Source organism: Methylobacterium bullatum, assembly GCF_014845095.1.
GTDB classification, from domain to species: domain Bacteria; phylum Pseudomonadota; class Alphaproteobacteria; order Rhizobiales; family Beijerinckiaceae; genus Methylobacterium; species Methylobacterium bullatum.
Genome location: NZ_NKUG01000029.1, coordinates 1 through 22,557 on the forward strand (window position 1 = coordinate 1; position 22,557 = coordinate 22,557).

Annotated in this window: 28 protein-coding genes; 10 read left to right on the top strand and 18 right to left on the bottom strand. The window is 61.4% G+C overall.

Translation table 11 applies throughout. The annotated features are described in order from the left end of the window. Nucleotides 1-76: 76 nt before the first annotated feature. The 4 genes from MBTS_RS03885 to MBTS_RS03900 form a co-directional block, all read right to left on the bottom strand. Nucleotides 77-1,285, bottom strand: a complete 1,209-nt coding sequence (locus MBTS_RS03885; protein WP_192215118.1) for a site-specific integrase — start codon at nucleotides 1,283-1,285, stop codon at nucleotides 77-79. Nucleotides 1,286-1,546: 261 nt separating this feature from the next. Continuing rightward, nucleotides 1,547-2,107, bottom strand: a complete 561-nt coding sequence (locus MBTS_RS03890) for a MerR family transcriptional regulator (RefSeq protein ID WP_192215119.1) — start codon at nucleotides 2,105-2,107, stop codon at nucleotides 1,547-1,549. Between the two features lie 154 nt (nucleotides 2,108-2,261). Beyond that, nucleotides 2,262-2,531, bottom strand: coding sequence for a hypothetical protein (locus MBTS_RS03895; RefSeq protein WP_192215120.1), 270 nt, complete (start codon nucleotides 2,529-2,531; stop codon nucleotides 2,262-2,264). A gap of 1 nt (nucleotide 2,532) precedes the next feature. Further along, complete coding sequence (locus MBTS_RS03900) at nucleotides 2,533-3,429, bottom strand: hypothetical protein (protein ID WP_192215121.1); 897 nt, start codon at nucleotides 3,427-3,429, stop codon at nucleotides 2,533-2,535. A gap of 343 nt (nucleotides 3,430-3,772) precedes the next feature. Between MBTS_RS03900 and MBTS_RS03905 the strand changes: the two genes are divergently transcribed. From MBTS_RS03905 to MBTS_RS03925, 5 genes are all read left to right on the top strand, one after another. Next, entirely contained in the window at nucleotides 3,773-4,111 is a 339-nt protein-coding gene (locus MBTS_RS03905) for a helix-turn-helix domain-containing protein (protein WP_373321292.1), read from the top strand. A 12-nt stretch (nucleotides 4,112-4,123) separates the two neighbouring features. Continuing rightward, nucleotides 4,124-4,354: a hypothetical protein gene (locus MBTS_RS03910; protein ID WP_192215122.1), complete on the top strand. Its 231-nt coding sequence runs from the start codon at nucleotides 4,124-4,126 to the stop codon at nucleotides 4,352-4,354. Between the two features lie 128 nt (nucleotides 4,355-4,482). Then, the gene (locus MBTS_RS03915) at nucleotides 4,483-4,956 is read left to right on the top strand and encodes a lysozyme inhibitor LprI family protein (protein ID WP_210322647.1); all 474 of its coding nucleotides are present in this window, start codon (nucleotides 4,483-4,485) and stop codon (nucleotides 4,954-4,956) included. Nucleotides 4,957-5,027: 71 nt separating this feature from the next. Next, the gene (locus MBTS_RS23955) at nucleotides 5,028-5,498 is read left to right on the top strand and encodes a lysozyme inhibitor LprI family protein (protein WP_192215124.1); all 471 of its coding nucleotides are present in this window, start codon (nucleotides 5,028-5,030) and stop codon (nucleotides 5,496-5,498) included. A gap of 75 nt (nucleotides 5,499-5,573) precedes the next feature. Then, complete coding sequence (locus MBTS_RS03925) at nucleotides 5,574-6,092, top strand: hypothetical protein (protein ID WP_192215125.1); 519 nt, start codon at nucleotides 5,574-5,576, stop codon at nucleotides 6,090-6,092. A 264-nt stretch (nucleotides 6,093-6,356) separates the two neighbouring features. On the opposite strand, the gene MBTS_RS03930 is transcribed toward MBTS_RS03925, so the two are convergent. After that, on the bottom strand, nucleotides 6,357-7,655 hold the full coding sequence (locus tag MBTS_RS03930) for a Y-family DNA polymerase (protein ID WP_192215126.1): 1,299 nt from the start codon (nucleotides 7,653-7,655) through the stop codon (nucleotides 6,357-6,359). Then, the gene (locus MBTS_RS03935) at nucleotides 7,652-8,107 is read right to left on the bottom strand and encodes a LexA family protein (RefSeq protein WP_192215127.1); all 456 of its coding nucleotides are present in this window, start codon (nucleotides 8,105-8,107) and stop codon (nucleotides 7,652-7,654) included. The genes MBTS_RS03930 and MBTS_RS03935 overlap by 4 nt, the downstream gene beginning before the upstream one ends. Nucleotides 8,108-8,448: 341 nt before the next feature. On the opposite strand from MBTS_RS03935, the gene MBTS_RS24205 reads away from it, so the two are divergent. Together MBTS_RS24205 and MBTS_RS03940 are read left to right on the top strand one after the other, a co-directional pair. After that, on the top strand, nucleotides 8,449-8,697 hold the full coding sequence (locus tag MBTS_RS24205; RefSeq protein ID WP_373321294.1) for a DUF6894 family protein: 249 nt from the start codon (nucleotides 8,449-8,451) through the stop codon (nucleotides 8,695-8,697). 15 nt (nucleotides 8,698-8,712) lie between these two features. Further along, on the top strand, nucleotides 8,713-8,988 hold the full coding sequence (locus MBTS_RS03940) for an adenylosuccinate synthase (protein WP_192215128.1): 276 nt from the start codon (nucleotides 8,713-8,715) through the stop codon (nucleotides 8,986-8,988). A gap of 70 nt (nucleotides 8,989-9,058) precedes the next feature. Here the strand turns inward: MBTS_RS03940 and MBTS_RS03945 are convergent, their stop codons facing one another. Together MBTS_RS03945 and MBTS_RS03950 are read right to left on the bottom strand one after the other, a co-directional pair. Then, complete coding sequence (locus tag MBTS_RS03945; RefSeq protein WP_192215129.1) at nucleotides 9,059-10,513, bottom strand: ATP-binding protein; 1,455 nt, start codon at nucleotides 10,511-10,513, stop codon at nucleotides 9,059-9,061. Between the two features lie 569 nt (nucleotides 10,514-11,082). Next, a complete protein-coding gene (locus tag MBTS_RS03950; protein ID WP_192215130.1) occupies nucleotides 11,083-11,961 on the bottom strand; it encodes an SDR family oxidoreductase in 879 nt (292 codons plus the stop codon). A gap of 71 nt (nucleotides 11,962-12,032) precedes the next feature. On the opposite strand from MBTS_RS03950, the gene MBTS_RS03955 reads away from it, so the two are divergent. Further along, nucleotides 12,033-12,686: an SOS response-associated peptidase gene (locus tag MBTS_RS03955; protein WP_192215131.1), complete on the top strand. Its 654-nt coding sequence runs from the start codon at nucleotides 12,033-12,035 to the stop codon at nucleotides 12,684-12,686. A gap of 53 nt (nucleotides 12,687-12,739) precedes the next feature. Here the strand turns inward: MBTS_RS03955 and MBTS_RS03960 are convergent, their stop codons facing one another. Then, nucleotides 12,740-12,964, bottom strand: a complete 225-nt coding sequence (locus tag MBTS_RS03960) for a hypothetical protein (RefSeq protein ID WP_192215132.1) — start codon at nucleotides 12,962-12,964, stop codon at nucleotides 12,740-12,742. A 114-nt stretch (nucleotides 12,965-13,078) separates the two neighbouring features. On the opposite strand from MBTS_RS03960, the gene MBTS_RS03965 reads away from it, so the two are divergent. Further along, nucleotides 13,079-13,801 (top strand): thermonuclease family protein, encoded by a 723-nt coding sequence (locus MBTS_RS03965; protein ID WP_192215133.1) that lies wholly within the window; start codon nucleotides 13,079-13,081, stop codon nucleotides 13,799-13,801. 138 nt (nucleotides 13,802-13,939) lie between these two features. Here the strand turns inward: MBTS_RS03965 and MBTS_RS03970 are convergent, their stop codons facing one another. The 4 genes from MBTS_RS03970 to MBTS_RS03985 form a co-directional block, all read right to left on the bottom strand. Beyond that, a complete protein-coding gene (locus MBTS_RS03970) occupies nucleotides 13,940-14,569 on the bottom strand; it encodes a hypothetical protein (RefSeq protein ID WP_192215134.1) in 630 nt (209 codons plus the stop codon). Between the two features lie 122 nt (nucleotides 14,570-14,691). Continuing rightward, nucleotides 14,692-15,177, bottom strand: coding sequence for a hypothetical protein (locus MBTS_RS03975; protein ID WP_192215135.1), 486 nt, complete (start codon nucleotides 15,175-15,177; stop codon nucleotides 14,692-14,694). A 114-nt stretch (nucleotides 15,178-15,291) separates the two neighbouring features. Next, on the bottom strand, nucleotides 15,292-16,362 hold the full coding sequence (locus MBTS_RS03980; protein ID WP_192215136.1) for a hypothetical protein: 1,071 nt from the start codon (nucleotides 16,360-16,362) through the stop codon (nucleotides 15,292-15,294). Between the two features lie 310 nt (nucleotides 16,363-16,672). Beyond that, complete coding sequence (locus MBTS_RS03985; RefSeq protein WP_238253957.1) at nucleotides 16,673-17,014, bottom strand: helix-turn-helix domain-containing protein; 342 nt, start codon at nucleotides 17,012-17,014, stop codon at nucleotides 16,673-16,675. Between the two features lie 153 nt (nucleotides 17,015-17,167). Here MBTS_RS03985 and MBTS_RS03990 point away from each other — a divergent pair, with 153 nt between their 5' ends. Continuing rightward, on the top strand, nucleotides 17,168-17,473 hold the full coding sequence (locus MBTS_RS03990) for a hypothetical protein (RefSeq protein WP_192215137.1): 306 nt from the start codon (nucleotides 17,168-17,170) through the stop codon (nucleotides 17,471-17,473). Between the two features lie 344 nt (nucleotides 17,474-17,817). Here the strand turns inward: MBTS_RS03990 and MBTS_RS03995 are convergent, their stop codons facing one another. The 5 genes from MBTS_RS03995 to pucL all read right to left on the bottom strand — a co-directional run bounded on the left by MBTS_RS03995 (nucleotide 17,818) and on the right by pucL (nucleotide 22,535). Further along, nucleotides 17,818-18,729 (bottom strand): DUF1376 domain-containing protein, encoded by a 912-nt coding sequence (locus tag MBTS_RS03995; protein WP_192215138.1) that lies wholly within the window; start codon nucleotides 18,727-18,729, stop codon nucleotides 17,818-17,820. Continuing rightward, nucleotides 18,726-20,132 carry a replicative DNA helicase gene (locus MBTS_RS04000; RefSeq protein ID WP_192215139.1) on the bottom strand — a complete coding sequence of 469 codons (1,407 nt, stop codon included), beginning with the start codon at nucleotides 20,130-20,132 and terminating at the stop codon, nucleotides 18,726-18,728. Before MBTS_RS04000 ends, MBTS_RS03995 begins: the two co-directional genes overlap by 4 nt. Then, nucleotides 20,129-20,362 carry a hypothetical protein gene (locus tag MBTS_RS04005; RefSeq protein WP_192215140.1) on the bottom strand — a complete coding sequence of 78 codons (234 nt, stop codon included), beginning with the start codon at nucleotides 20,360-20,362 and terminating at the stop codon, nucleotides 20,129-20,131. The genes MBTS_RS04000 and MBTS_RS04005 overlap by 4 nt, the downstream gene beginning before the upstream one ends. A 682-nt stretch (nucleotides 20,363-21,044) precedes the next feature. Further along, nucleotides 21,045-21,296, bottom strand: coding sequence for a hypothetical protein (locus MBTS_RS04010; RefSeq protein WP_056143474.1), 252 nt, complete (start codon nucleotides 21,294-21,296; stop codon nucleotides 21,045-21,047). 399 nt (nucleotides 21,297-21,695) lie between these two features. Beyond that, the gene (pucL, locus tag MBTS_RS04015; RefSeq protein WP_056143476.1) at nucleotides 21,696-22,535 is read right to left on the bottom strand and encodes a factor-independent urate hydroxylase; all 840 of its coding nucleotides are present in this window, start codon (nucleotides 22,533-22,535) and stop codon (nucleotides 21,696-21,698) included. Nucleotides 22,536-22,557 lie beyond the last annotated feature (22 nt).

Genomic DNA, 22,557 nt, shown 5'->3' on the forward strand with positions numbered 1-22,557 from the left:
AACCCTTGTGCACCCACCAAATATCTCAATGACTTAGCCGATGGATGAGATGCCGTTTCGACACGGCATCACCGGCTCATTTCGACAAACCTTCCTTCTTCGTTCTCGCGTCCAAGCGTTTCCGCGCTCCCGCCTGCCGTTGCTTCGGGGTCGCTTGCGCGTACCTGAGCAGTGCGGCGGTGGTCAGATGGCCGCTCAGCGCGCGGAGCTGAGCGTCAGTCAGGTCGGCCTCGGCGCCCTCGACGTTGCCGCCGTGGCGCAGGCCCATGAACTTCACTTCGGGATCGACGCCAGCCGCTTCGCGGATATCGGCGACGCGGTGCCGGAAGTAGTCTTCGCCCCATGGCAGGCAGACTTTCCGACGGCGATCCGGCTGGTCTCGCGTGACGATAAGAGTGCCCCGCCGGGGGAGGCGCTCCAGCCGGTCCATCAGCTCGGGCCACAGAACCGTGCCATCCACGTCGAACAGCGGCAATTCGACCACCTCGCCCGTTTTATGGTGGAAGATCCGCGCGATGCCCGGCGAGTCGGTCGGACGGTAGTGCGTCCAGGCCAAGCGCTTTAGGATATCCTCCTGGCGTTGGAGCCAGAAGAACGCGATCATCGCCGCGGTGCCAATCGACGGCTCTCCAGCATCGTCGGCCGCCGCCACGAAGCGCACTAGTTCATCGTGCGTCACTGGCCGCGTCGGCTTCGACCGATAGGTGAGATCCATTTTGGCGAAGGGGTTATCGGCCGGGACGATCTCAGGCTTGTCCCGGCGCGCTACATTCCAAGCTCGCTTTGCGATGCTCATCGAAAGGATGCCGGTGCGGATACGCTCGGTGCCGTCGGCCTTGAGCTTCAGTCGTTCGTAGAGACGATCCGCGGCTCCAGGTGTGATGCTGCTCAAGGCCAAGCTGCCGAACCGTCTGCCGTCCTTCAAGACGTAGCTCGAAACGAGATGGAGAGCGGCGTCATAACCCTTGCGAGTCTTCGGTGGCCGGCTCGTGAATTTCGGTGATGTTTTGTAGAGAGCCACCATCCAATCGAAGGTGCCAATCCGGACCCGGTTCGTTTCGGCGGGAATGGAGCCGCGCTGACGCCAAGCATCGAACTGCGGATTGAGAACGTCATCGCAACGTGCCTTCGCGGCCCCGTAGTCGTTGCCGAGCGCTTCCGAGCAGACGGAACAGCCCGCTTTGACCGCCCATGTCGGCGGCACCCAATAATACCCGGTGAGGCCTGACTTGAGCCGCCGAGCTACCATCAGCTTGGGCCAGCCCTGGGGCTTGCGGCGGGGCATCAGATCAGCCCCTCGATGCTCTCAGCCAGCGGTATGGCGGCGATGGCGAGGCCGTGTCGGCGAGCAATATCTTGAGCCAACCGATCACGGTGCCACTTCGGCAAACAGCCACGTTCCGTCCGCGGGCGGGAGTAGATCCCGCGATCCACTTTCGTACGGAAAGCCTCGACACTGGGCTCGTCGCAAAAGGCGGCCGCCGTCTCAGCGCGCATTTCGAGCGGCCAAGATCCGAGGGGATATGCAACCGGCCGAGCCATCCTATCAGGCCTCCTCGTTCCAGCGCAGAGCGCGAAGGTCGGCGATGCGCTTCTCGAAGGCTGCGATGCCTTCGGTGACGTTGCCGGGGTAGGGGGGGCGGTCAGAGGCGCCTTCCTTCTCGATCTGGGCACGGACCCGGGGCCAGAGTTCGTCGAAGAGGGGCCAGCAGCGGATTTGGATGCTCACTTGCGTATCGGCGCTGTCGGCCTCGACGAAGTGCCCATCCGGATTGCGGGAGAAGAACAACGTCCCCGGGAAGGTATAGAGAGGCTCCTGCTTATCGCCGTAGCCGTCGTTGAGCATGGCGCTGTATGGCCCGCGGCTGCGCCTCAAAGCCCCGGCGGCCTGCTCCGGCGTAAAACCAAGCTGGATGAGTGCTTTGACCGCACACAGTTTTAGAAGCTCCGGGAGCTTGAAACTGACGTGGTGGCCCTTGCCCTTGGGGCGAGCCGGAAAAAGATCATAGCGTGTGAGGTAGTTGCCGACTTGGCCGCTCGTCATGCCGACCAGAGCGGCCGCATCGCTCCGTGCGAATGCCCATGTCTCGATCTGCTTTGCGTCCACGGCCTATCTCCAAAAACTCACAATGATGCTACGTTGTCTAACATGCGCTGTAAAGCATCGATATGATTTTTTGATCGGGCGGCGGGTGTTCTCGTCCCGAAGCATGCCGTCCCAGCCAGACCCCCTTGGGGCGGCCCGGCCGGGTCATAGCCGTTCAGCAGCTTTCAAGATCGCGGCTTCCGCCCCGTAGCCACGTCACTTGGCTCTCGTGCCCCTCAGGCGCGCCGAGAGACGGCTCCCCTTCGACGTCCGGCTCCTGGTCGGTGTCGGTTTCGCGATCGGGATCACCGTCCGCCTCATCGAGAAGCGCCACGATGCGGTCGACGATATCGAGGGCGAGTTCGGCCAGGCGCTCGAACTCCGCCCGTGGGATGGTGGTGGCTTGGATCCGGCGAGAGGCCGGGAAGCGAACGACGTTGGACATGTCAGGACCTCGCCGAACTGTGGGTGCTGGCGTACTGATGCTCGAGCTCTGCGAGATCGACACCGGACACGTTGGCTGCGCTCCGCAGCAGGTCTGGCATGCCGTACCCCGAGTCCTTCCACGAATAGCTGCCTATCAAGCGTGTGAGGACAGCCAGGCCTTCAGGGGTGGTCGCCACCATGCCGTGAATGGCAAGCCTTGCAGCATGAAGCTCCTTCTCAGCCTCGCGTCTGGCCAGCCTGAGGCCCTGATAGTTCGATGTGGCCTCAATGCCCTGCATCTGCGCATCAAAGGCGTCTGCGATCGGAAGCATTTTGTGCCAACGGCGGATGCGGTGCGGTGTCTGTCCGCCGCGGCCCATCAGGGTAACAGCTTGGCGGATGGCTTCGCGTAACGCTTGCCCCGTCCAAGCCTCACCGATGTAGTCTGCCGCTCTGGGCTTTCCCGAATCCTCGGGCCGCGTTGGAAGATGGCGTAGGTTCATGCCTAGGCGCGACGGCCATCTCCACCCGCCGAGGACAGAGAACTTCTCCTCCATGGTTACGAGGAGAGCTGACGGGCAAGTCTGCAGCACAGGATAAACCTGCATCCAGGCCTCGCCATAGGCTTCTCGTACCGTCTCCTCTGCATTCTTGGCCTGGAAATATCGCTCTCCGGCCGCCAGCAGGTCGGCATCTGGCGAAACGGTCGAGACTGGCCCTGCCGCCATCGCAATTGCGGGAAGGGGAACGGCAGCTGCAAGCGACCCTGCAATCAGTACGCGCCGCTCGTTGCCGGCCTGATCCAAAGGCTCGCGACGGATAACGCGGGCGGCTGAGGCCCTCAGTGCTGTAGCTCGATCACGGAGGGACGGCTTGTTGGCATCACGGGCGAGCCCGAGGAAGCGAAGCATCTTCATGTCGCCCTCCCTCAAGCCAGATGCGCGAAGCCGTAGGCGAGCACGCCCCCGGCAATGATGAGGACGGCAGAGACGAGGTCACCGGCCATATCGAGGAAGCGTGGTGCACGGACGTGGTCCGTATCAGGCCGATCGGCGCGAATGACAGGCCAATGCTCTCCTGTCTCGTCCTCTGGAGCCTCAAGCTCTGGAAATGGACGAGCGTATGCCGCCGCAAAAGGCGAGCGAGAGCGTTCACCGGCGCGAGCCGATGCTGTAGAATTTCGGATAGCCATGGACAGCATCTCCAGATGCGGTTTTGGTCAGGCTCGCGCGGTGGTGCAAACACCGACGCGAGCCGCGTATGCTTGAGTTCTCGCATCAAGCTGGTAACATAGCTATCACTTCGCTTGCGCCTGCGTCAAGCGACTTAGTAGCAGGGTTACTATCAGTGGCGATGAGCGCAATTCAGTGCAGGATGGCTAGGGCGGCGCTCGGCCTCGGTGTTCGTGATCTCGCGGCCTTGGCAGAAGTCTCACCGAACACCGTTGCGCGTTTTGAGCGCGGTGATGGGCTGTACGATCGGACGGTTGGTGCGCTTGAGGCCGCCCTCGAAGCCGCTGGCGTTGAGTTCATCCCAGAGAATGGCGGAGGGGCTGGCGTTCGCTTGAAGAAGCGGCAGGATGCTGACGAACAGGACTGAGGGAGGAGCCCCATGGCCATTCCAGATCGCGAACTAGAGCACTCCCCCCTTGGCGGTCCGATCACCCGTGATGGCCACACGGTGAAGGTTCACATCTACCGGTTCGCGGGCACCGAGGATGAGTGGACGTTGGAGGTGGTCGGACTGGATGCCAGCCACATCGTGTGGGACGAGACGTTCGAGAGTGACCTGGACGCCTACGAGGCGTTCGAACGTGCCGTTGTCGAGGATGGCATCAGGTGATTTTCTGAGGATGAGCCAGCAGGGCATTGACCGCCACTCAAGATCTCACGGGTTGAGTTCATCCCTGCGGATGCCGATGGCCTCGGAATGTGACTTCCGAATGGTAAAGGATATTGAGGAAAGCTATAATGTTGTCGTCGCAGAGATTTTTGTTATTCTTACTGCTCCTCTTATCAACTTCTAGCGTCTCACAGGCTGAGGATGATCCGTTTTTAGGAGGGAAACAGCTTTCTCCCATTCAGTTTTACAAGCGTTGCGAGAGCCGTAAAATGGCAGAGTTCGAAAGGGGAGGGTGTTATTCGGATGTCGTCCGCGGACTCACTACTCAACTCAAGGCAGAGATAGCAAAAAAGCTCGTCCAAATAAATTCGATTGCTGATGATAAGCCGGAGGCTGGCATTCTAGCTGGCAAAGAAAACGCTGCAAAGTGGCGCGCTGATTTCTTGCTGGCACAAAAGCTTTGGGAGGATTACTCGAAGCGGCAATGTCAAAATTATGTAGATTACGAAAATTATGGTGGCTCAGGAGCCTATCAAGCTGCCTTGGGATGTGAGATCCGACATTTAGTTGCTCGTCTGAACGAAGTTCGAAGTTCGACTTAACGTTTGGTGTGCTTATTATAAAATGCGCTGTGAGAAGCGCAGTATCTGAACGTAGCAGGCGGAGCGATTGCGTGACCAAATGGGTTCTTCTACCGTTGTTTGTGCTTCTGACGGAAGCCGCTATATCCGCTGAACGCTTTCCAACTGATGATCCGACGCTGCGACCTTTTCAAACGAAAGTCGCTACATACATAGATCGTTGCGAAAACAATAATATTTCAAATGTAGAACGCTCAGAGTGCCTTTATGATCAAGTCAAGGCTTTAAAGGACATTATGAAGGGTGAGGTAGCAAAAGCGAAGAAATCCAACATTGAGGCGGCTGCTGATAAAGGAAAATATGGAGGAGACGAAAAAGCTACATTTAAGGCTTTGCAGGCTGATTTTTCTAAGTCGCAGGCGGCGTGGGAAAAATACACCTCAGAAGTTTGCGGGTCAGTTACGAACAGGTACGAGATCCTCGGCGGGACAGGTGGGGCGATCGACGGCTGTAGGTGCGCGATTCGGCATCTCGTTCAGCGAATTAACGAGTTGCGTGGTTAGCTGTCATTCACGGTAGTGTTTTTATGCCAAATGAGTGACTGCATCTGAGCTAATTTTTTGTGATTCAGGATCACAGTGCTTCCACATAAGCAGATTCATCTTTTCGTTGAGGTGCATAAAATGAGGTTTGTCAAAGCAAGTTTATTATTGGTTATGCTTGTGAGCATAGCCATTCCTAATTCTGCTGTAGCGGCAGGTCTTGGAAGTTTAGTTAAAACAGAGTTGGGATGGAATCTTTACAAGAAAGTTGATAGTTTTACCGACAAGACTAAATGTGTTATTGCTTCATCTAAAGACGCTCGTATTCAAGTCTCCAAGGGGACTATGTATGTAGATTATAGCCGAAAGGGTGGCGTCCAGGGATATGAGTATCGTATAGACAATGATCCTTCAAGCGGAATGCGTCTGCCGACCGAAACAGCGAAAAGCTTAGGATTCGTTTCGTTTTCTGGCCAGGATCTTTCTGCGATACTAGGCGCAAGGAGATTGAGAATTCAAGTATTGACTTATGTTTCTGGTCTAAAAGAAGAGGATATTGATGTAAGAGGCTTATATAAGTTGTACGATCAAATGGTTCAGGGCTGTCTTAGTTAGTTTGCGGAGTTCATTCTAGGCGATGTGCGCAATTTTTTTATATGCCTTTCTCTAAAATGCGCAATTTGAACGCTTTCAAGTGGATCAGACGTCGGTCTGCTGGAACGTTAGTATGAAAATGCGCAGTAGCCCTCCGGCTTAGGTCTCGTTGTGCATGATACGCCAACCCGAGATCAATACCGATGACCAGGGACCAGCTTGCCGCCGAACTGTCGCGCATCGTGAGGAGATGCTGGCTAGATACAACGCGGTGATGGTTGGCACTCAGGGAATCGCGTGAGCGGTCGGCAACTCGCTGACCTGGGTCGTGTAGCGTGGGCTTCTCATTTCGAACTTCGTCGACCACGTGCGCTTCTTCTCCAGGCCAGCGCGAGCCGGCACGACGGCGCCACGTCCGAAACGCCGATTGCACTCGTCCATCGCGGCCATCAGCGGAGCGCTGCGTTCGCGGTCGAGCTGACCGATCAGGGCTCGCTGGGATTCCTCGAGTAGCTTAAGGTCGGTGGTGATGACGCCGGCCTTGCTGTAGCGCCACGGCCGGTCGCCCGGCGCCTCGCGCCAAGTGCGGGACACGCCCTCGCGCGCCGCTTTGATCAGCGCCAGTGTGTCGTTCGTCGCCTCGGGCAACGTGACAGTCGTCGAGACCGATCGCATCGGGTCGCCGCGGTCATGTTCAGACGTGTGGTAGAAAACCGAGACGTGGGTCGTACCGAGCCCGCCTCGTCGCAGTTTTTCCCCCATGCGCGTCGCATGGGCGGAGACCGCCTGCTCCATCGTGGCTCGGTCCTCGATCCGGCTGGAGAACGAGCGCGTGACGGCGCAGCCCTTCCGCTGAGCCGGCATCAGCTCGAGCGGCAGGCAGCACACGCCGCGTAGTTCGTAAATGATGCGCTCGCCAACCACCGTCATCGCCTTGCGGACCGGACGCGGGTCGAGGTCGCGCAGATCCGCGATGGAATCAACGCCCATGGCTTCGAGCTTCGCCAGCGAGGCGCGGCCGATACCCCAGACTTCGCCGACGTGGATGCGGCAGAGCCAAGCCGCCCGCTCGTCCTCGTCCGAGAGGTCGCAGACGCCGCCGAGATCCGGGATCGTCTTGGCGATGTGGTTGGCGAGCTTCGCCAGCGTCTTCGTTGGCCCGATCCCCACGCATGTCGGAATGCCGGTCCAGGCGCGCACCGTCGCACGCAGGTCACGCGCGAGCTCGACGCGCCGATCCTCACGCACGTCCGACAGATCGAGGAAGCTCTCATCGATGGAGTAGATCTCCACCGCCGGCGAGAAGTCGCGATAGACCGCGTTCGCCCTGGCGCTCATGTCCCCATAGAGCGTGTAGTTGGACGAGAACGCCCGCACGCCCTCGCGCTTGCACAGGTCGCGGATCTTGAACCAGGGCTCGCCCATCTTGATGCCAAGCGCCTTGGCCTCGGCGGTCCGGGCCACCGCGCAGCCATCGTTGTTCGACAGCACGATCACCGGCACGCCGGCGAGCTTCGGGTCGAACACGCGTTCGCAGGAGCAGTAAAAGCTGTTGCCGTCGATCAGGGCAATGGCACGGCTCATCGAACGAGGCCCGCCCGGGCGATGTGCCAGCGGATCGAGAAACGAACGACGCCCCAGATCTCGGCCTCGCCGGTCTCCTCAACCGCGAAGGCCGGAAGGTCCGGGTTCTCGAACGACAGGCGCGCAACGTTCCCGTCGACCAGGAAGCGCTTGATCGACATCTGCCCATCGATCGCCGCAACCACCACGCTTCGGTGCGCCGCCTTCAAGCTCCGATCGACCACGGCGAGGTCACGATCGAAGATGCCTGCATCCCGCATCGAATCGCCGGAGATGTTCCATGCGAAGGTGGCTGGCGGGTTGGGCGCGAGCCAGCGCGGCAGTTCGAGGGAGCCTTCTAGGAAGTCGTCAGCAGGCGAGGGGAAGCCGGCACAGAGCGCAGGACCAAGGATTGGCACGCGGACTGTGCTGTCTCCTTCGGCGCAAAGCTCCACAATCTGACGCACTTTCACAGCCGCGTGCTCGGCACAGGCTGCCTTGCGCGGACGTAGCCGCGCGAGATCAAACGATCACATCGCATTGTGCGCCGCTCAGCTTCTGCCAAATCAGCGAGCGCGTCGCCGACGGCTTTCACGAGCGCTGCCCAGGTGTCGCCGTGTGCAGCCAGTGCGTAGGCTTGCGCGATGCGTTCTGCTTCACTGAGGGGGGCCTCGGCAGTTCGACCGTGCATCTAATGATCCCCTTCCTCTGGAACAAAAAGGGAACAAACAGCTTTGACGAGCGCAGCTCAAGCCCTCTAGGCGGACAATCTGTCCCGCCTGTGCACGCCTGTGGATGAGAAGGCAAAAGGTAAATGCAGGCGGGCACTTACCGTTTCCATTGCACCGACGGCCATCACGCGGTGCTCGATCTATCTGGCCGCTACCTGCGAGCACGGACGGACCTGCGTGCGGAAGCGATTCGGGTTGCCAGAACGATCATGAGTAGCTGCGCAGGTCGACTCGACTGGTCGTCTTGGCTCGTTGACGTGCACGATTCCGCCGGACGACACGTGCTAATCGTCATGTTTGAGGAAGCAGGCCCGGCCTTGCGGGTGGCTTGAGAGAGACGGGGCGCAATGGTGTTCAAGGCGAAATCAGCCTCAGAGACGAAGGCTGCCGATCTGGCCTTAGCTCTCGCCCGTATCGCTGATCGCGAGGGGGTGCCAGTCAGCGTCAGCGTCGATCAGTTGCGACGCGGCAATCCTCGGCTGACCCCCCTCGCGATCGGCCAGATGTACCGGAAGCATCGCGACATCCTCGAAGCCGACCTCGCAGAGCGCGGATACGTGCTTATCGACTATGCCGACCAGGGGCCGGGCAGGGGAATGGAGTTCGAGATTGGGGCCCTCTGAACGTTCTATTGGACGCGAAAAAGCCCGGCGCGCCATGACGGCGACCAGGCTTTTTGAATCAATGTCCTCACTAGCCCGCCCAATAGGGAACGTACCGTGCGTTCCTTTTTCCTTGATTAGGATCGGCCGGGACAATTCTTTTGGTTTTTATAGCCTCCGATATAACTGAAGATACAGATTGGTAGTCATCATCTGCCACTAAGAACCTTTCTCTCAAAGAGGAGTTGTTCATCGGATCATGTATTATCCAACGCAATACGCAATGATAAAAGCACGCTCGCTGTTTTTCCTGCTTATTCATTTCCGTGAACGTCTTTGGCCCGAACAAAATCACACGCATTGAGTTTTTTGATGAAACAAATTCAGGAGCTGGCAAGTGCTGTTGCTCAACAGCAATCATAGTTTTATCTAACCCGCCGCCACGCTCTTCGCACAACCCGAATATCCTCATAGCAGATGCTAGTTTTTCATTCCGGGATCGCCTTTCGTCCAGCATTCGATCTGTTTCAATCAATGAATTGCCAGGATTTGTAATTTCAATTCTGTTTGAATAAATCTCAATTACTGGACCAGCCCCAGAAATAGTGAAATCCTGATGTATTAACGCATTAGCAAGAAGCTCCCGAATTGCAATATCTGGATACAGTGGAATATTTTTTCTAACACCCTCCACGTACGTTTCGTTCGTAGGAAGGTTTATCATTAAAAATCGCATTAGATTAACAAATCCGCTCGCGTATCCTTTTGTTGCCGTCCGCTCAAAATCAGATTTAGACTTATCTTTGCCAATGTACTTAATTAGTCTCACGGCCTTCCCTCGAATTGACGGAAAGCTTGATACGTCTGTTGCAAGAAGTATCGCACCTAGATTTGTTATGTCGTATTTGCCATTCATATTATCTTTGATAAAGCCGTTGGCTATCAACTTTTTATATACTTCAGATATTTTCTTTGGCTTATTTTCATTAGTAAAGTCAAAATATGCGTCGACATCTAATAAACTGAGAGCCTTTTCTGGCGTTTGATTGGATAATGCTATTGCATCTTCGAATTTGCGCCGCCCGGTTGCAAGCCAAAGCGCTCGCTCATGCTCCGGAAACTCACCAAGTTTCTTTTTGTTCTCTCCGATTCTGATATATTCTGTCCCCGAAAAACGTACCGGACGGTCGTAGGTCGGCTCTATTGCTGCGATTGAAAACTGCATGCCTTCACATTCAAAATCAACCAAATCTATTAAAAGTTTTGGCTCGATCATTCTCTGAAGCCAGTTTGAAAATACCTCTGAACCCTTTTTCATAGTCGAAAAGTTTATTGTTGTTCCAACCTTTTTCTTTGGCTTATACTGAACTCCGAATACTAAATAGGCCCTGTCACGGTCAGCAAGCATCGCCCCATTTGCTAGAGCGGAAACGTATTCTCCAATCTCCTCGGGGTTTGCGTTGTTTGTTTTAAATTCTAGCCATCCACTTTCGTTTTTTTCTTGCATTAGGCGAGCAAGGAGCGCGCATGGGTCGTCGATCTGCATCTGTCTGCTCCTCCGGCACGTTATATCCCCCTTATATCAGATTTTTGGTTTGTAGCGCTACATCTTGTGTTGCGCAAAAGGAAAAATCCAACAATATCAATCTCTTGCATAAAATTCGTCTTGGTCGCTTATATCTCCCATTCGTTCCCACCTTGCTGTTTGCAGTGCTGATTTTTTAATTGGTAGGAGAAAATTGCGACATCGCTTGATACCACGCTTCGTTCCTGAGAGACGGGCTTCGAACGTGTAGATGGGATTTCAGACGCTTATATAGTTCCTAAGCTGCCCCACTTTCGGCACTAGAAAAGCCCCGCCGCGGCGTGAGCCGGGCGGGGCAGGGGCAGTTATACAGGGCTGTGGATAGCGGGGGCAGTTACCTCGACGAGCGCTCCACGAAGGCCTTCAGCATGGCGTCCCGCGTCCCGCACCGACGTCACCATGGCGTCGATCCGGCCCTCGAGGCGGCTGATCACGCATCCTGCTGTCGAAGAGCCGGCGCAGCCGGCCACACGGCCGGTCCCGCAGTAAAGTGCTCGCCGTTCTCTACGACGCCAGGACGCGCCGCTCGGCTAGAACATGGGAGTGCCACCTGTCACCGGCACCAACGCGCCGGCCATGTAGCTACCCTCGCGCGACGCCAGAAGAACATAGGCCGGCGCGAGCTCGGCGGGCTGGCCAGCTCTCCCAAGGGGGGTATCCTCGCCAAGCTTTTCGATCTGCTCGGGGCTTTTCACGATCGGTTGGATGGGTGTCCAGATCGGACCAGGCGCGACGCAGTTCACGCGAATGCCCTTCGGGGCGAGCAGGTTCGAGAGGCCGATCGTCAAACTCGCGATAGCGCCCTTGGTCGCCGCGTAGATCAGCATCGATTTGTCGGCGATCTTGGCCTGCTGGCTGGTCGAATTGACGATCGCCGAGCCCGGCTTCATGTGGGGCACCGCCGCTTGGCAGAGATAGTACATAGCGAACACGTTGGCTCGGAATGACCCTTCGAGATCCTCTGCCGTCACGTCGTCGAGGTCTTCGTTGACTGTCTGCGCAGCAGCGTTGTTCACCAGGATGTCTATGCCGCCAAGGGCTTCGACGGTCTGAGTGACGAGGTCGCGGCAATGCGCTTCATCCCGCAGGTCGCCCGGCAACATTACAGCGCGTCGCCCGGCTTTCTCGATCCACCGAGCGGTCTCCTCCGCATCGGACTGCTCGACTGGCAGGTATGAGATCGCGACATCCGCTCCTTCGCGGGCATAGGCGATCGCTACCGCACGCCCGATTCCGCTGTCGCCCCCCGTGATCAAGGCGACCTTGCCTATCAACAGTCCCTTGCCGACATAGCTTTCCTCGCCGTGGTCCGGCACTGGTGTCATCTTCGACGTTAGGCCAGGCCGTTCCTGCTGCTGATCTCCGGGAAAAGGTGGTCGAGGGCCGGCGGTGCGCGGGTCTGAGGTCATCGTCTGTCCTTCCGAAGGCCTCGGCTAACGTGACAGACGGCGGATCGTAGCTGCGGCAGAATGGTGCTGGAATGTGCAACCTCTACAGCCTCATCACCTCGCAAGCGGAGATCCGGGAAGCCTTCGGTGTGGAGCAGGACCGCGCTGGCAACCTGCCGAGGATGCCCGGCATCTTCCCCGACCAGGTGGCGCCCATCGTTCGGATCGAGGACGGCAGGCGAACCCTTGAGATGCTCCGATGGGGCATCCCTGGTCCGAAGCAGTACGGCGAGCATCCCGTCACCAACGTGCGGAACGTAAAGAGCCCGCATTGGCGACCGTGGCTCAAGCCGGAATACCGCTGCCTCGTCCCGGTGTCCTCCTTCAGCGAGTACGCCGACACCAAGCCCAAGAAGACGCCGACGTGGTTCGCCCTCGATGATGACCGACCGCTGTTTGCCTTTGCCGGCATCTGGCGGCCCTGGACCGGCGTGCGCGGGACGAAGGCCGAGAACCCCGATAGGGAGGAGGCCGAGCACCAGTTGTTCTCGTTCCTCACCTGTGATGCGAATGGGATCGTCGGCCCCGTCCATCCGAAGGCCATGCCGGTCCTACTGACGACGCCAGAAGAGTGGCGGACGTGGCTTGAGGCGCCGACAGAGGTCGCCCTTGAGCTGCAACGCCCATTGTCCGACGCCATGATGAAGGTGGTGGCGACAGGCGCGCGGCGCGATCCGGCAGAGTGAGGATCGCATCGCGGCCGGCCTGGTGCTGGGACCAGACCGGCCAAGAAGCCGTCTTAGCTGGCCGAGGCGTCAGCGTCGGCGACAAGGCGCCGGTTCGCGGGGGCACGTGGGGTCAGGGACGGCGTGGTCGTCAGCTCGGAGGCCGGGCGAACCGATGCCGTAACGCGAGCCTGCTCACGGTAGAGCGTCGGCGTGACGTTGATGCGCTCGTTGGCGATCGCGGTCCCCACCAGGGTGGCGGTAGCGAGAGCGGCGAGAACGAGAGTACGAACGGTCATGATACTTGTCCCTCTAGTGTTTCGGGGACTGCGCCCCGTCTGATGAGAGGGATATGCACTGCGCTGCACCATCATTCCAGCAGATCAAATCGATAGTCGATATTGATGAAATCGATGCGCTCACCCGCCCTCGTCTTCGTCGGCGCTCTGTCTCTGGCTCCTGCGTTCGCGGCCGAGCCGATCACCGGCCGGGCCTCGGTGGTCGACGGCGACACCCTCGACATCGGCGGCACCCGCATCCGCCTCCACGGCATCGACGCGCCGGAGAGCGGGCAGCTCTGCCAGGACAGGGCAGGGAAGCCCTTCCGACGCGGGCAGGCCGCTGCCCTAGCCCTGGCCGACCGGATTGGCTCCACGCCTGTCTCCTGCGATCCTCGCGATACCGACAAATACGGGCGCACCGTCGCGGTCTGCCGGAAGAGCGCGGAGGATCTGAGCCGCTGGCTGGTCGCGCAAGGCTACGCCATCGCCTATCGCCGGTACTCGGAGGACTATGTCGGCGCCGAGGATGCCGCGAAGGCGCGGAAGCTCGGGATATGGGCCGGCTCCTTCACGGCGCCGGGGGACTGGCGCAAGGGCGAGCGGGCCATGACGATGGGGGTCGCAGCTCCCGGCGGCCCAGATGGTCCCATTCCCGCGCCAACGCCTCCGCAGCCGGCCATCCAGGTGGGCAGCTGCGCGATCAAGGGCAACATCAGCCGGAAGGGCGAGAAGGTCTTCCACGTCCCCGGATCGCGCGATTACGAGCGGACCCGGATCAGCGAGAAGGACGGCGAGCGTATGTTCTGCTCGGAGGACGAGGCGAAGGCTGCCGGGTGGCGAGCGCCACGGGGATAAAGCCGCAAGTGAAACCGCGGCGGGGGACAAGATGCAGCTCCGCCGCTCCAATCTGATCGAGGGGCCGGCGGGGTGGACCGCCTACCTAGCATCGCTAAGACACACAGTGATTTCCGCCATACTCCATCCTGTCGTTGGTCATTTGGGCTTCTTCCATTCGGGGTCGGACGGCTCACCCATCTCGGCGAGATGCTGGCGGACGTAGCTGCTCAGGACGGTGACGAGGCTGCGCGGATCGACCTTGCCCGTGGTCGGATCGATTTTGATCTCCTCCGCCATCGGAATGCCGACCCGCGCCGGCCAAGAGAGCCACGCGTCACGGCCCTCGCGAGCCAAGTCGAAAAACAGCTTCTCGGCGGCAGCCCGATCAACGAGGGTGCCTTCCTGCTCCGCTTGGTCGAGGTGGCGTTGGCGGGCCTTCAGAATCAATTCCGCAGTGCGGACCTTGCCGAAGTCGATCCCCTTGCCGTCATCACGCATGCCTTCCTCGGCCAGAATGCGGGAGATCAGGGTGACGGCTTCGCGAGCTTCAGCCTCGGTGCGCACCTGCGCACCTACCTGCGCACCTTGGGTGCGCACTTTGCCTGAGGTGCGCACCTTGCTACGGGAGGGGTCCGTGGTCGCCGCCCAATCCTCCCGAGCGGCTACGGGATCGATAAGACCTCCCGGCAAGCGCTTGATGCGATTGCCTTTTAAGGCGTTGCGCACAGCGGTCTGAGAGACGCCCAAAATGGCGGCCAGCTTGTTGCCAGAGACGGGCTTACTCATGGGTGCGCACCTAGAATTTTGAAGCCAGCGCTAGGAACATTGGGGGCCCCGACCACCCGTATAGGCGTCCGGGTGCCAGGGTCCCCGGCGGTCGGTCGACCGGTCGGGAGGGGGCACGCCCCTCACCGCGGGATCAGGCCGGCCCGCTTCAGCTCGCGGGTCATGCTCGATGGCGGGCTGACCGCGAGCACATCGATCTTTCCGGCGCTTCCTTCTGATGCGGCGAGGCCAGCGCGCTTGAGCTCGCGCTCCATGCTGGCTCGAGAGGCCGCGACGCTGCCGTTCTGCAAGGTCACTGAAGCGCTCGATGGGGGTGCTGCTGCCGGGGCGAGCGTCGGGCTGGGGGGTGAGAGTCGAACCACACTGGCCGTCGCCAGCATTCCACTGGGGCCGTCGAAGCTTGATGCCGGTGCCCCGAGGGCTGTGCGGGTGTCGAAGTCCTGCACCGCCGAGGTGATGGCTCGAATGGCGGTCGCGCGCTCGTCGCTGTGCCCCTCCCGCTGTTCGGTCAGTAGGTGGCCCAGGACGGCAACGGCATCGTTGCGGTCTTGCTCGCCCTGGAACGGCCGACGGGCGCGGTCGAGTTGATCCTGGCTGTAGCCGGGCATGAGGTCATCCTGCGATCTGAAAGGAAAGGGTGGTGCCCACGGGACGGATTGGATCCGCCTCACCCCCGCGGGCACCTCACCGAGAGGAGGAGACGGCCCCTCGGCGATTGGTGATCACGCTGCCTGACGGCGCTCGGCCAGCCAGGCGTTGCGGGCCTTCTCGGCCTCGGCCTTCTTCCAGTCCTCCAGGACGAACCCGATGGGCGGGTAGGCCGAAAGTGGGATGTTCTGCTGCGGGCCCGATTGGCTGGCCTCGCTCAGCCGGCGCCAGTTGAACGGCTCGGTCTCGGATGCGACGCCCTGCGCGATGGCGAGGCGGGCCACGGGTTCGGGCAGGTGGGTACGGGACACGGAGACGAGCTCGGGGACATGCTCGCGCTTGGTGAGGTAGCTGAACCGCTGCAGGACGTAGATCTGCACGAGACCCGGATGGGCGTCGAAGTTGGGCTCGGGTTCGGCGTAGGCGCGCAGGTCCGGGGATGCCTCGCCGGTGCGGATGCGTTCGGCCAACTCGCGCATGGGGGCGACAAGGAGCGGGACTGCTGGGGCGTTCCCTTCCGTAAGCTCGATGGGCTTTGCACTCTTCCAGCCGAACTGCATCTGCTGTCCCGCTTCTGAGACCTCCAATGTCGAGATGGTGCTGGCGAGCATGTACCCGACGATGAAGCTCGCGATCGTCTCGGGAGAATCGCCGTCTCGCATGCCGTGCATGTCGCGCTTGGCGAACAGCGGGGCGGCGATCGGGCTGATGGCGGACGCCAAGGCGGCATTGGCCTTGGCGAGATCGTCGACGGCCTTCCGGACCTTGGCGGCGGCAGCATCTATGGCCTGGCTGTCCCGTTCCAGGCGGGCCGCGACGTCCTCACGCTGGTTGGCCTGGCGATCCTGCTCGATCCGGGCTTCCGTGTCGGCGATCAGACGGTCCACCTCCTTCAGCGCGTCAGTGATGCCGAAGGCGGCGCCCTCGGCTTCGCGGCAGCGGCGCTCCGCATCGGCGATGCCGGCCGCGTCGGTGCCGGCGATGAGAAGTGCGCGACGCTCGGCCATCGCCTTCTCGGTGTCCGTGGTAAGGGCAGCCTGCCGTGCCTGCAGGTTCTCACGGGTGCGCATGAGGCCGGCGAGGTCGTTCTCGGGCGTCGCCTCGCTGGACTGGGGGGCGGTCTGGTGGGGCTTGGCTTTGACCATAATGGGTATCTCCTCTGCGATGCGGATCAGGCGGCCATCTGGGCGGCCGAGGGCCTGGTCGATGTGAGGGGATAGCCATCTCGCTTTAGCTTCTCGGCGATGGCCTGCCGAATGTAGGCCGAAGGCGAGATGAAGGCGTTGGACGCTGCCGTAGAGATGAGCTGCGGCATCTCCTTCGGGAGACGGGCAGCGATGCAGGCATCATAAGAGGAGCGGTTCGACATGGTGCCTCGCAAGCGGTCGGTTGCTGGCTCTTTGTCTTCCCAACTCACACACAGCGATACGTCACGATTTCCGCGACGTGCATAGATCAGCCGAAAGTGAGCTCCTCCAGGCCGTGGGCAGCGAAGTACGCTAGGACGCTGGAGCTCTGCCGCTCGCCAGCGAGATAGGCTCGAAGGGCGGCTTCATCGCCGTTCAGGAACATGGCAAGCGCGACCCGGGATACCAGCCAGGGGCCGCCCGCAATCCGCCGACCGATGTCATGATCCCGGCACCACATCCGGATCGTGCGCTCAGTGCGGTTCGCCTGCTGAGCCGCCTCCGCGGTGGTCATGCCCTCACGCCGATCGAACGGGATCAGGCAGCGGCTGACCGTATGCGGAGAGGAAATCCGACGGCCCTTATCGAAATCGGGGGACTGGGTCAGCATGGGTACGCACTCCACCAGGTACTCGGGGTTTGGTTTTGAGCAGGGTCAGATGCCGGGCCGCGGCAGCGCGACTTTTGCCGTCACGCCGAAGCAGCGCCGAACCTTCCGGACTGCCGGCCGTTGCTGATCGACTTCAGTCGCACGGACGGACACATGACACGGACGAAACTCGCTCTCTCCGCCACGCTGGCCGTGATGGTGGCCGCGCCGGCTTTCGCCGAGCAACTGGCTCCCACCGGCGGGGCTGGCAACACCGGCGTTATGACGCCATCGATGGAGCCGGGCCGGGTTCCGCGGGCGAGCGGTACGAGCAGCCGTCCAGCCGATGCCATTCCCGGTAATCCGAGCCCGGCTTCCGTTCCCGGCAGCACGCCCGACGTGAACATCGGTGGCACGCTCACCAGCAGCCCGCCCGGCACCGGAGGAACATCCGGCGGCCCTTCGCTCAGTGGCCAGTAGCTCACAGCCCGCCAGCAACTCGCCGAGAATGGTTCGACCGACGCAGTTTTGCACCCGTCGGATTGCGGACCTTCGGACAGTTTCATTCGGTGCCGGATAGGACAACGCAATTTTGCGTCGTGCTCCGGTGGTCGACTGCTTCGAGGGTTTCCGCCCGAACTGGCGGAAACCAGAACCGCCGATGATCCACCCAGCGCGGGGAACCAACCGGTGAGCTCCCCCGATCCGGGGAGCGCAGATTGCCGGTCCCCAAAACGGGGCAGCGGCCACGGACCGGCTAAGCCATTGAAAAACATAAGCTGAAATCTCAGCCGATGCTGTGAGGCCCGAGTTTTCGGGACTGCTCATCGGCCTGTCCCCGTCAGCAAGGCGAGCGCCGGCCGCTCCGCCGAATGCCGGATGCCGAACTCGGCCAGGATTGCGGGCGGGACCTTCGTCCGTGGGTCGTCGGGGGGCTCGGTGCGCTGCCAGGGCCAGTGGCCGCCGCGCGCTTTCCAGGCCCGGACCCGCTCGCGCCAAACTTCGGCCGGGATCTCTGCTACCGGCGCCGGCTCGCCAGCCGTCTGGGGATAGTCCCGCCAGCGCCGCTGGTGCAGCCAGGCATCGGCGGTCTTCACGAACTCCGTGCCGGCCTTGCCGATGCGCTCCTGCTCGGCGGAGTAGGCCTTGGCTCCAGCGATGATCTCGGCAGGCGTGGCTCCCCGTCGTCGAGCCTCGAGCCAGCGTTTCCGGGCGTAGGTCGTCGGGAAAGCGACGTTGCGTTTCGGGTAGGTCGATTTGAACTCGGCGAAGCCTTCGGGATCCTCGTCCCCCGTGGGGACTATAGGGGATTCTTTAGCTTTAGCTTTAGCTGCTTTCGTTTCGTTTTCGTTTTCCTTTCCGATTACAGAACCTAATGCTTCCTCCTGATCCTGTAATTCCAATGACTTAGGGCGTCCACCCTTCCTCCCAGCGGCGCGTTTCCGCTCGACTTTTTCGCTAACGAATTGATGCTCGCGAGCGACCTGATCGTTGCTCCAATTACCATTTTGGAGCGTCCAATTGGCCAGGACGATTGGCTTCAAAACGCCCCAGCGCTTCAGGGTAGTCCCGAGCATGCGGGCGAACCGAGCATCATCGTCCGGCAGGCAGCAGCCCGGCGAGCGCCACGCGAAGATCTGCAGGCGGAAGTAGGCCCCGGCCTCCTCGTTCGTCATGTGGGCGGTGTCGGCGATGTGCCTGTCTACGCCTACCGGCATGGTCGGGAGCGAGCTCATCGCGCCACCTCCGCCAGGACGTTGCAGCCGACGTCGCAGAAGCAGGTGATCCGGATCGTGGGACCCGAACGCTGCTTCAGGATCTCGATCTCGATCTCATTCTGGCAGTTGAAGAGCAGGATCTCCTCGTCGTCCGTTCGGTCGGCCTTATGCTCCAAATAATAGCCTTGCCTGAACAGGCCGAGCACCACGTCGGCGTCCTGCTCGATCGACCCGGATTCGCGCAGATCTGAGAGCTGCGGACGCTTGTCCTGCCGCTTCTCCACCTCGCGGTTGAGCTGCGAGAGGCCGACCACGGGGATGCCGAGCTCTTTCGCCAACCCCTTCAGGCCGGTGGTGATCTCGGTCATCTCCTGCACCCGGTTGCCCTGGTAGCGCTTGGAGGGGCGGATCAGGCCGATGTGGTCGATGATGATGGCCGCTAGCGGTATGCCCCTACGCTCGGCGCGCAGACGCATCTGACGGGCCCGGGCCGCGATCTGCGCCAGCGTCAGACCGGACTGCGGCTCGATCCAGAGGGGAACTTCGGCGCATGCCTTCTCGGCTTCCTGCAGGCGCCACATGGCTTCCGGCGAAAGGCTGCGAGCCTCGGCGATGGCGCGATAGGTGATCGGCTCCTGCGAGCGCGGATCGTAAGCCGCGGCGGCGAGCACCCGCTCCGAGAGCTCATCGGCCCCCATCTCGAGCGAGAAGAAGCCTACGGCACCGGCGCGTCGAGCGGCAGCGAGAGCGATGTGCAAGGCGACTGTCGATTTGCCCATGCCGGGCCGACCGGCGAGCACGATGAACTGTGCCGGCCGCATGCCGAGGGTGGCGGTATCGAGCTTGGGCAGACCGTAGGGGGCGCCGCGGGGGGCGAGGCCCTGCCGGGTCTGCTCGACCCGGGCGAGGACGCTGGCGACGCTACTCCCCAACGTTACGCGGCGGGCGTGCTCGGCGAGGCCAGCGCTGGCTACCTCGTCGAGCTGCTCAATCATGTGCGTGGCATAGTCGGCCGGGCTATGAACCGAACCGTCGGTCATCCGTGCCACCGCGGCCTGCGCCGTCTCTAGCACCGTCCGCATCCGAGCGGCGTCGGCAATCATCCGGGCGTACCCCGGCGCACCGACGACTGTGATGGCTTCAGATGCCAGGCGAGCGAGGTAGGCACCGGCGGTCATTCCGCCGAGGTCCGCGTCACCGAGGACAGCCTTCATCAGCTTCCAGTCGATGGCGTCGCCGGCATCGCGGCGCTCGCACATCACGCTGAAGATGTGCCGGTGGACGTCTTCGAAGAAGTCCTCGGCCCGGACGTGATCGCGAGCGCGGTCCAAGGCTTCCGGGTTGGTCAGGATCGCGCCGAGTAAGGCCTGCTCCGCCTCGATCGTGCTCGGCGGCACGACATCATGAACGGCCGGCATCATCGTGACACCTCCCGCTCCGCGGCTTGCAGAGCCTGGATGAGCTCCGGCAGCTTCGTCCGCGTCAGACAGATCCCTGCTGCGGTCGGATGCGGCTCTCCACTCGCCGCGCGGCGCGGCGCTTCGAATACCCGCATGTCCACGAGGGCGTACCCGTCCCGGATGCTGACGCTAATCCGGATCTCTTGTGTGTTGTTTTTCCGGACGGTGGCGATGGTGCGGAGGTCGTTCATGCGCAGCCTCCCACCAGGAAAGCACGCACCTCGGCGGGGCGGCGGAACAACCCAACGACCGTTCCATCTCGACCGATGACAGCCACCATGCGGCTTGCCAGCGAGATGGCCGGAGCCGTATTATTGCCGTCGGGTTTCTTGCTCGAGACCTTCCTTTTAGCGCCGTTGCGGGCCTTCACTCCCGCGACGGCGTTTCCTTTTTCAGCGGTGCTGAGAGGGGGGTCTAATCGTTTCGACAAAGCCAAATTTCCCTTTTCCCACAATGCGGGAACGGAAAGGGAAAGTGTCGAAATGGTCCTTGAGAATGCTAGGCTTTCAGGAGCCTCTTAATCAGCGGGTCCAAGGTTCGAACCCTTGTGCACCCACCAAATAAACTGCTGATTCGATCGCGGTTTTTCAAAACACTTCAGAGCAGTCAGCCTCGGTCGGGAATGCGATCGGGGCTTTTTGCTGTCTCTTCCGGCGTCTCTGGTGCGACCCGTCGAAGGGGCGGTCTCCGCTTCCTTGCAGTTCACCAGCGTTGGGAGCAACGAGGCGTTCGAGCCTTCCGCGCGGGCGCTCTCCCTTGCGGCTGTCCTCCACCTTCACAGCCACCTCGCCATGCCGTTCACCGTGGCACGCAGGGTATCGAGGGTGGCCAATCCTGCGCGCTTCCGCCCGGGCCGCTTTCCGCCCTGGGGCCTCAGTCGCGGTGGCGTGGCGGGGTCGGCCTCACCGATCCCGTCGTGACTGCGCCGTCCGCATCGATCCGGGTGCGAATGGGGCGGGAGAAGCGGCTGTCGTATTCGCCGACGTTCCGGGCGGCGGCCTGTCCGTCGAGACCGCCGGGGGCGGTCGCTGCCGGGATGCCGGCCGGTGCGGTGTAACTTTGCGCGAAAGCGGTGCCGGACAAGGCGAGACCGAGGGCGGCTCCCAGAATGAGGCGTGTCGTCATGGATGTCGTCCCAGGTTCGGGCCGGACTGCCTGAGGAGACGCGGCAGTCCCGGCCAATAACCTAGAATTTGTGCACCAAAGCCTCGTAAAGCAACACGGAATGGTCAGTGCGTGTGCATCATGTTCATGCACCGAGCGTGCAAGCCATATCCTCCGGATCGATGGCCACAGGAATAAGCCGTTTCATCCCATGGGTTTGGTTCGGGCTGCGACATTTTTTGCCAGTCATGGCCGGCATGGCATGACTCTTCCGCCGCCCGCGCGTCCTCGCTCCATCGACGCGCTTGCCGGACGTTCGGGGATTACGGGGACCGGGCCGGGCGCCCGTGGTCGCGGCCTCGCGGAAGGCCGTTCGGAAGGCGGCACTCCCCCTCTTCCGAAGGGCCGGGATCGTGCGGCTCAGCCTCGCCCGATCGTCGCCTCGATCTGACCGTGGGGCTCGTCGGTGGGCAGGAACACCGTGTTGGGGTTCTCCAGCCCGAACGGTGTCAGGTTGATCGGGATGTAGTGCTTGTTCGGCATGGCGAACCCGATCTCGGCGATCTCGGGAATGGCCGCCAGGACCGCCTCGCCCATGCGGTACATGCTGTCCTGCACGCTGGCGCTGTAGGTCGTGCCGAAGACCTCGATCAGGATGTCGAGCACCCGGGCATTGGTCGCGGTGTAGTCGGCGGGCGCGCTGGCCCAGGTCCAGGTGGCGTCCATGGCGGTCGCGGCGATGCGGTCGGTGGCGTCGGCCAGGGTGCGGTACGCGTCATCGACAAAGTCGGCCCAGCCCGATTGCGTGGTCTTCATGAAGGTGAAGCCCCGCAGCCCCGACTGCAGCACGGCGCCGTCGCGGCTCGCCACGAGCTTGACGTAGCCCGTCCCGTTGCCGTCGAGGGTGAAGACGTGGCCATGCGGCCGGCCGCCGATGGCCTGGCGCAGCCAGCGCGTCTCCTTGCCCTCGATCCCGATCTCCTCGACCTGCGGATACGTGTCGAGGAAGGTCGCGGCGACGGCCTCGGCGAAGGCTTCCTTGTCGAGGGACAGGTTCTTGGCCGCCACCACGTTGACGATGTTCTTCACGCTGTCGGTGGCGACGCAGGCCCGGTTGTCGCCGTCGGTCCAGGCGGCCTCGAAGGCCCCCTTCATCAGGACCGCGAGGGACAGTTCGCGCGGGGTGTGGTCGTCGCCGTCGCGGGTGAGGCGCATCACCCGCACGCGGCCCTTGCCGTATTTCGAGGCGATCAGGGGCATACTTGTCTCCCAGGAGGGGGGC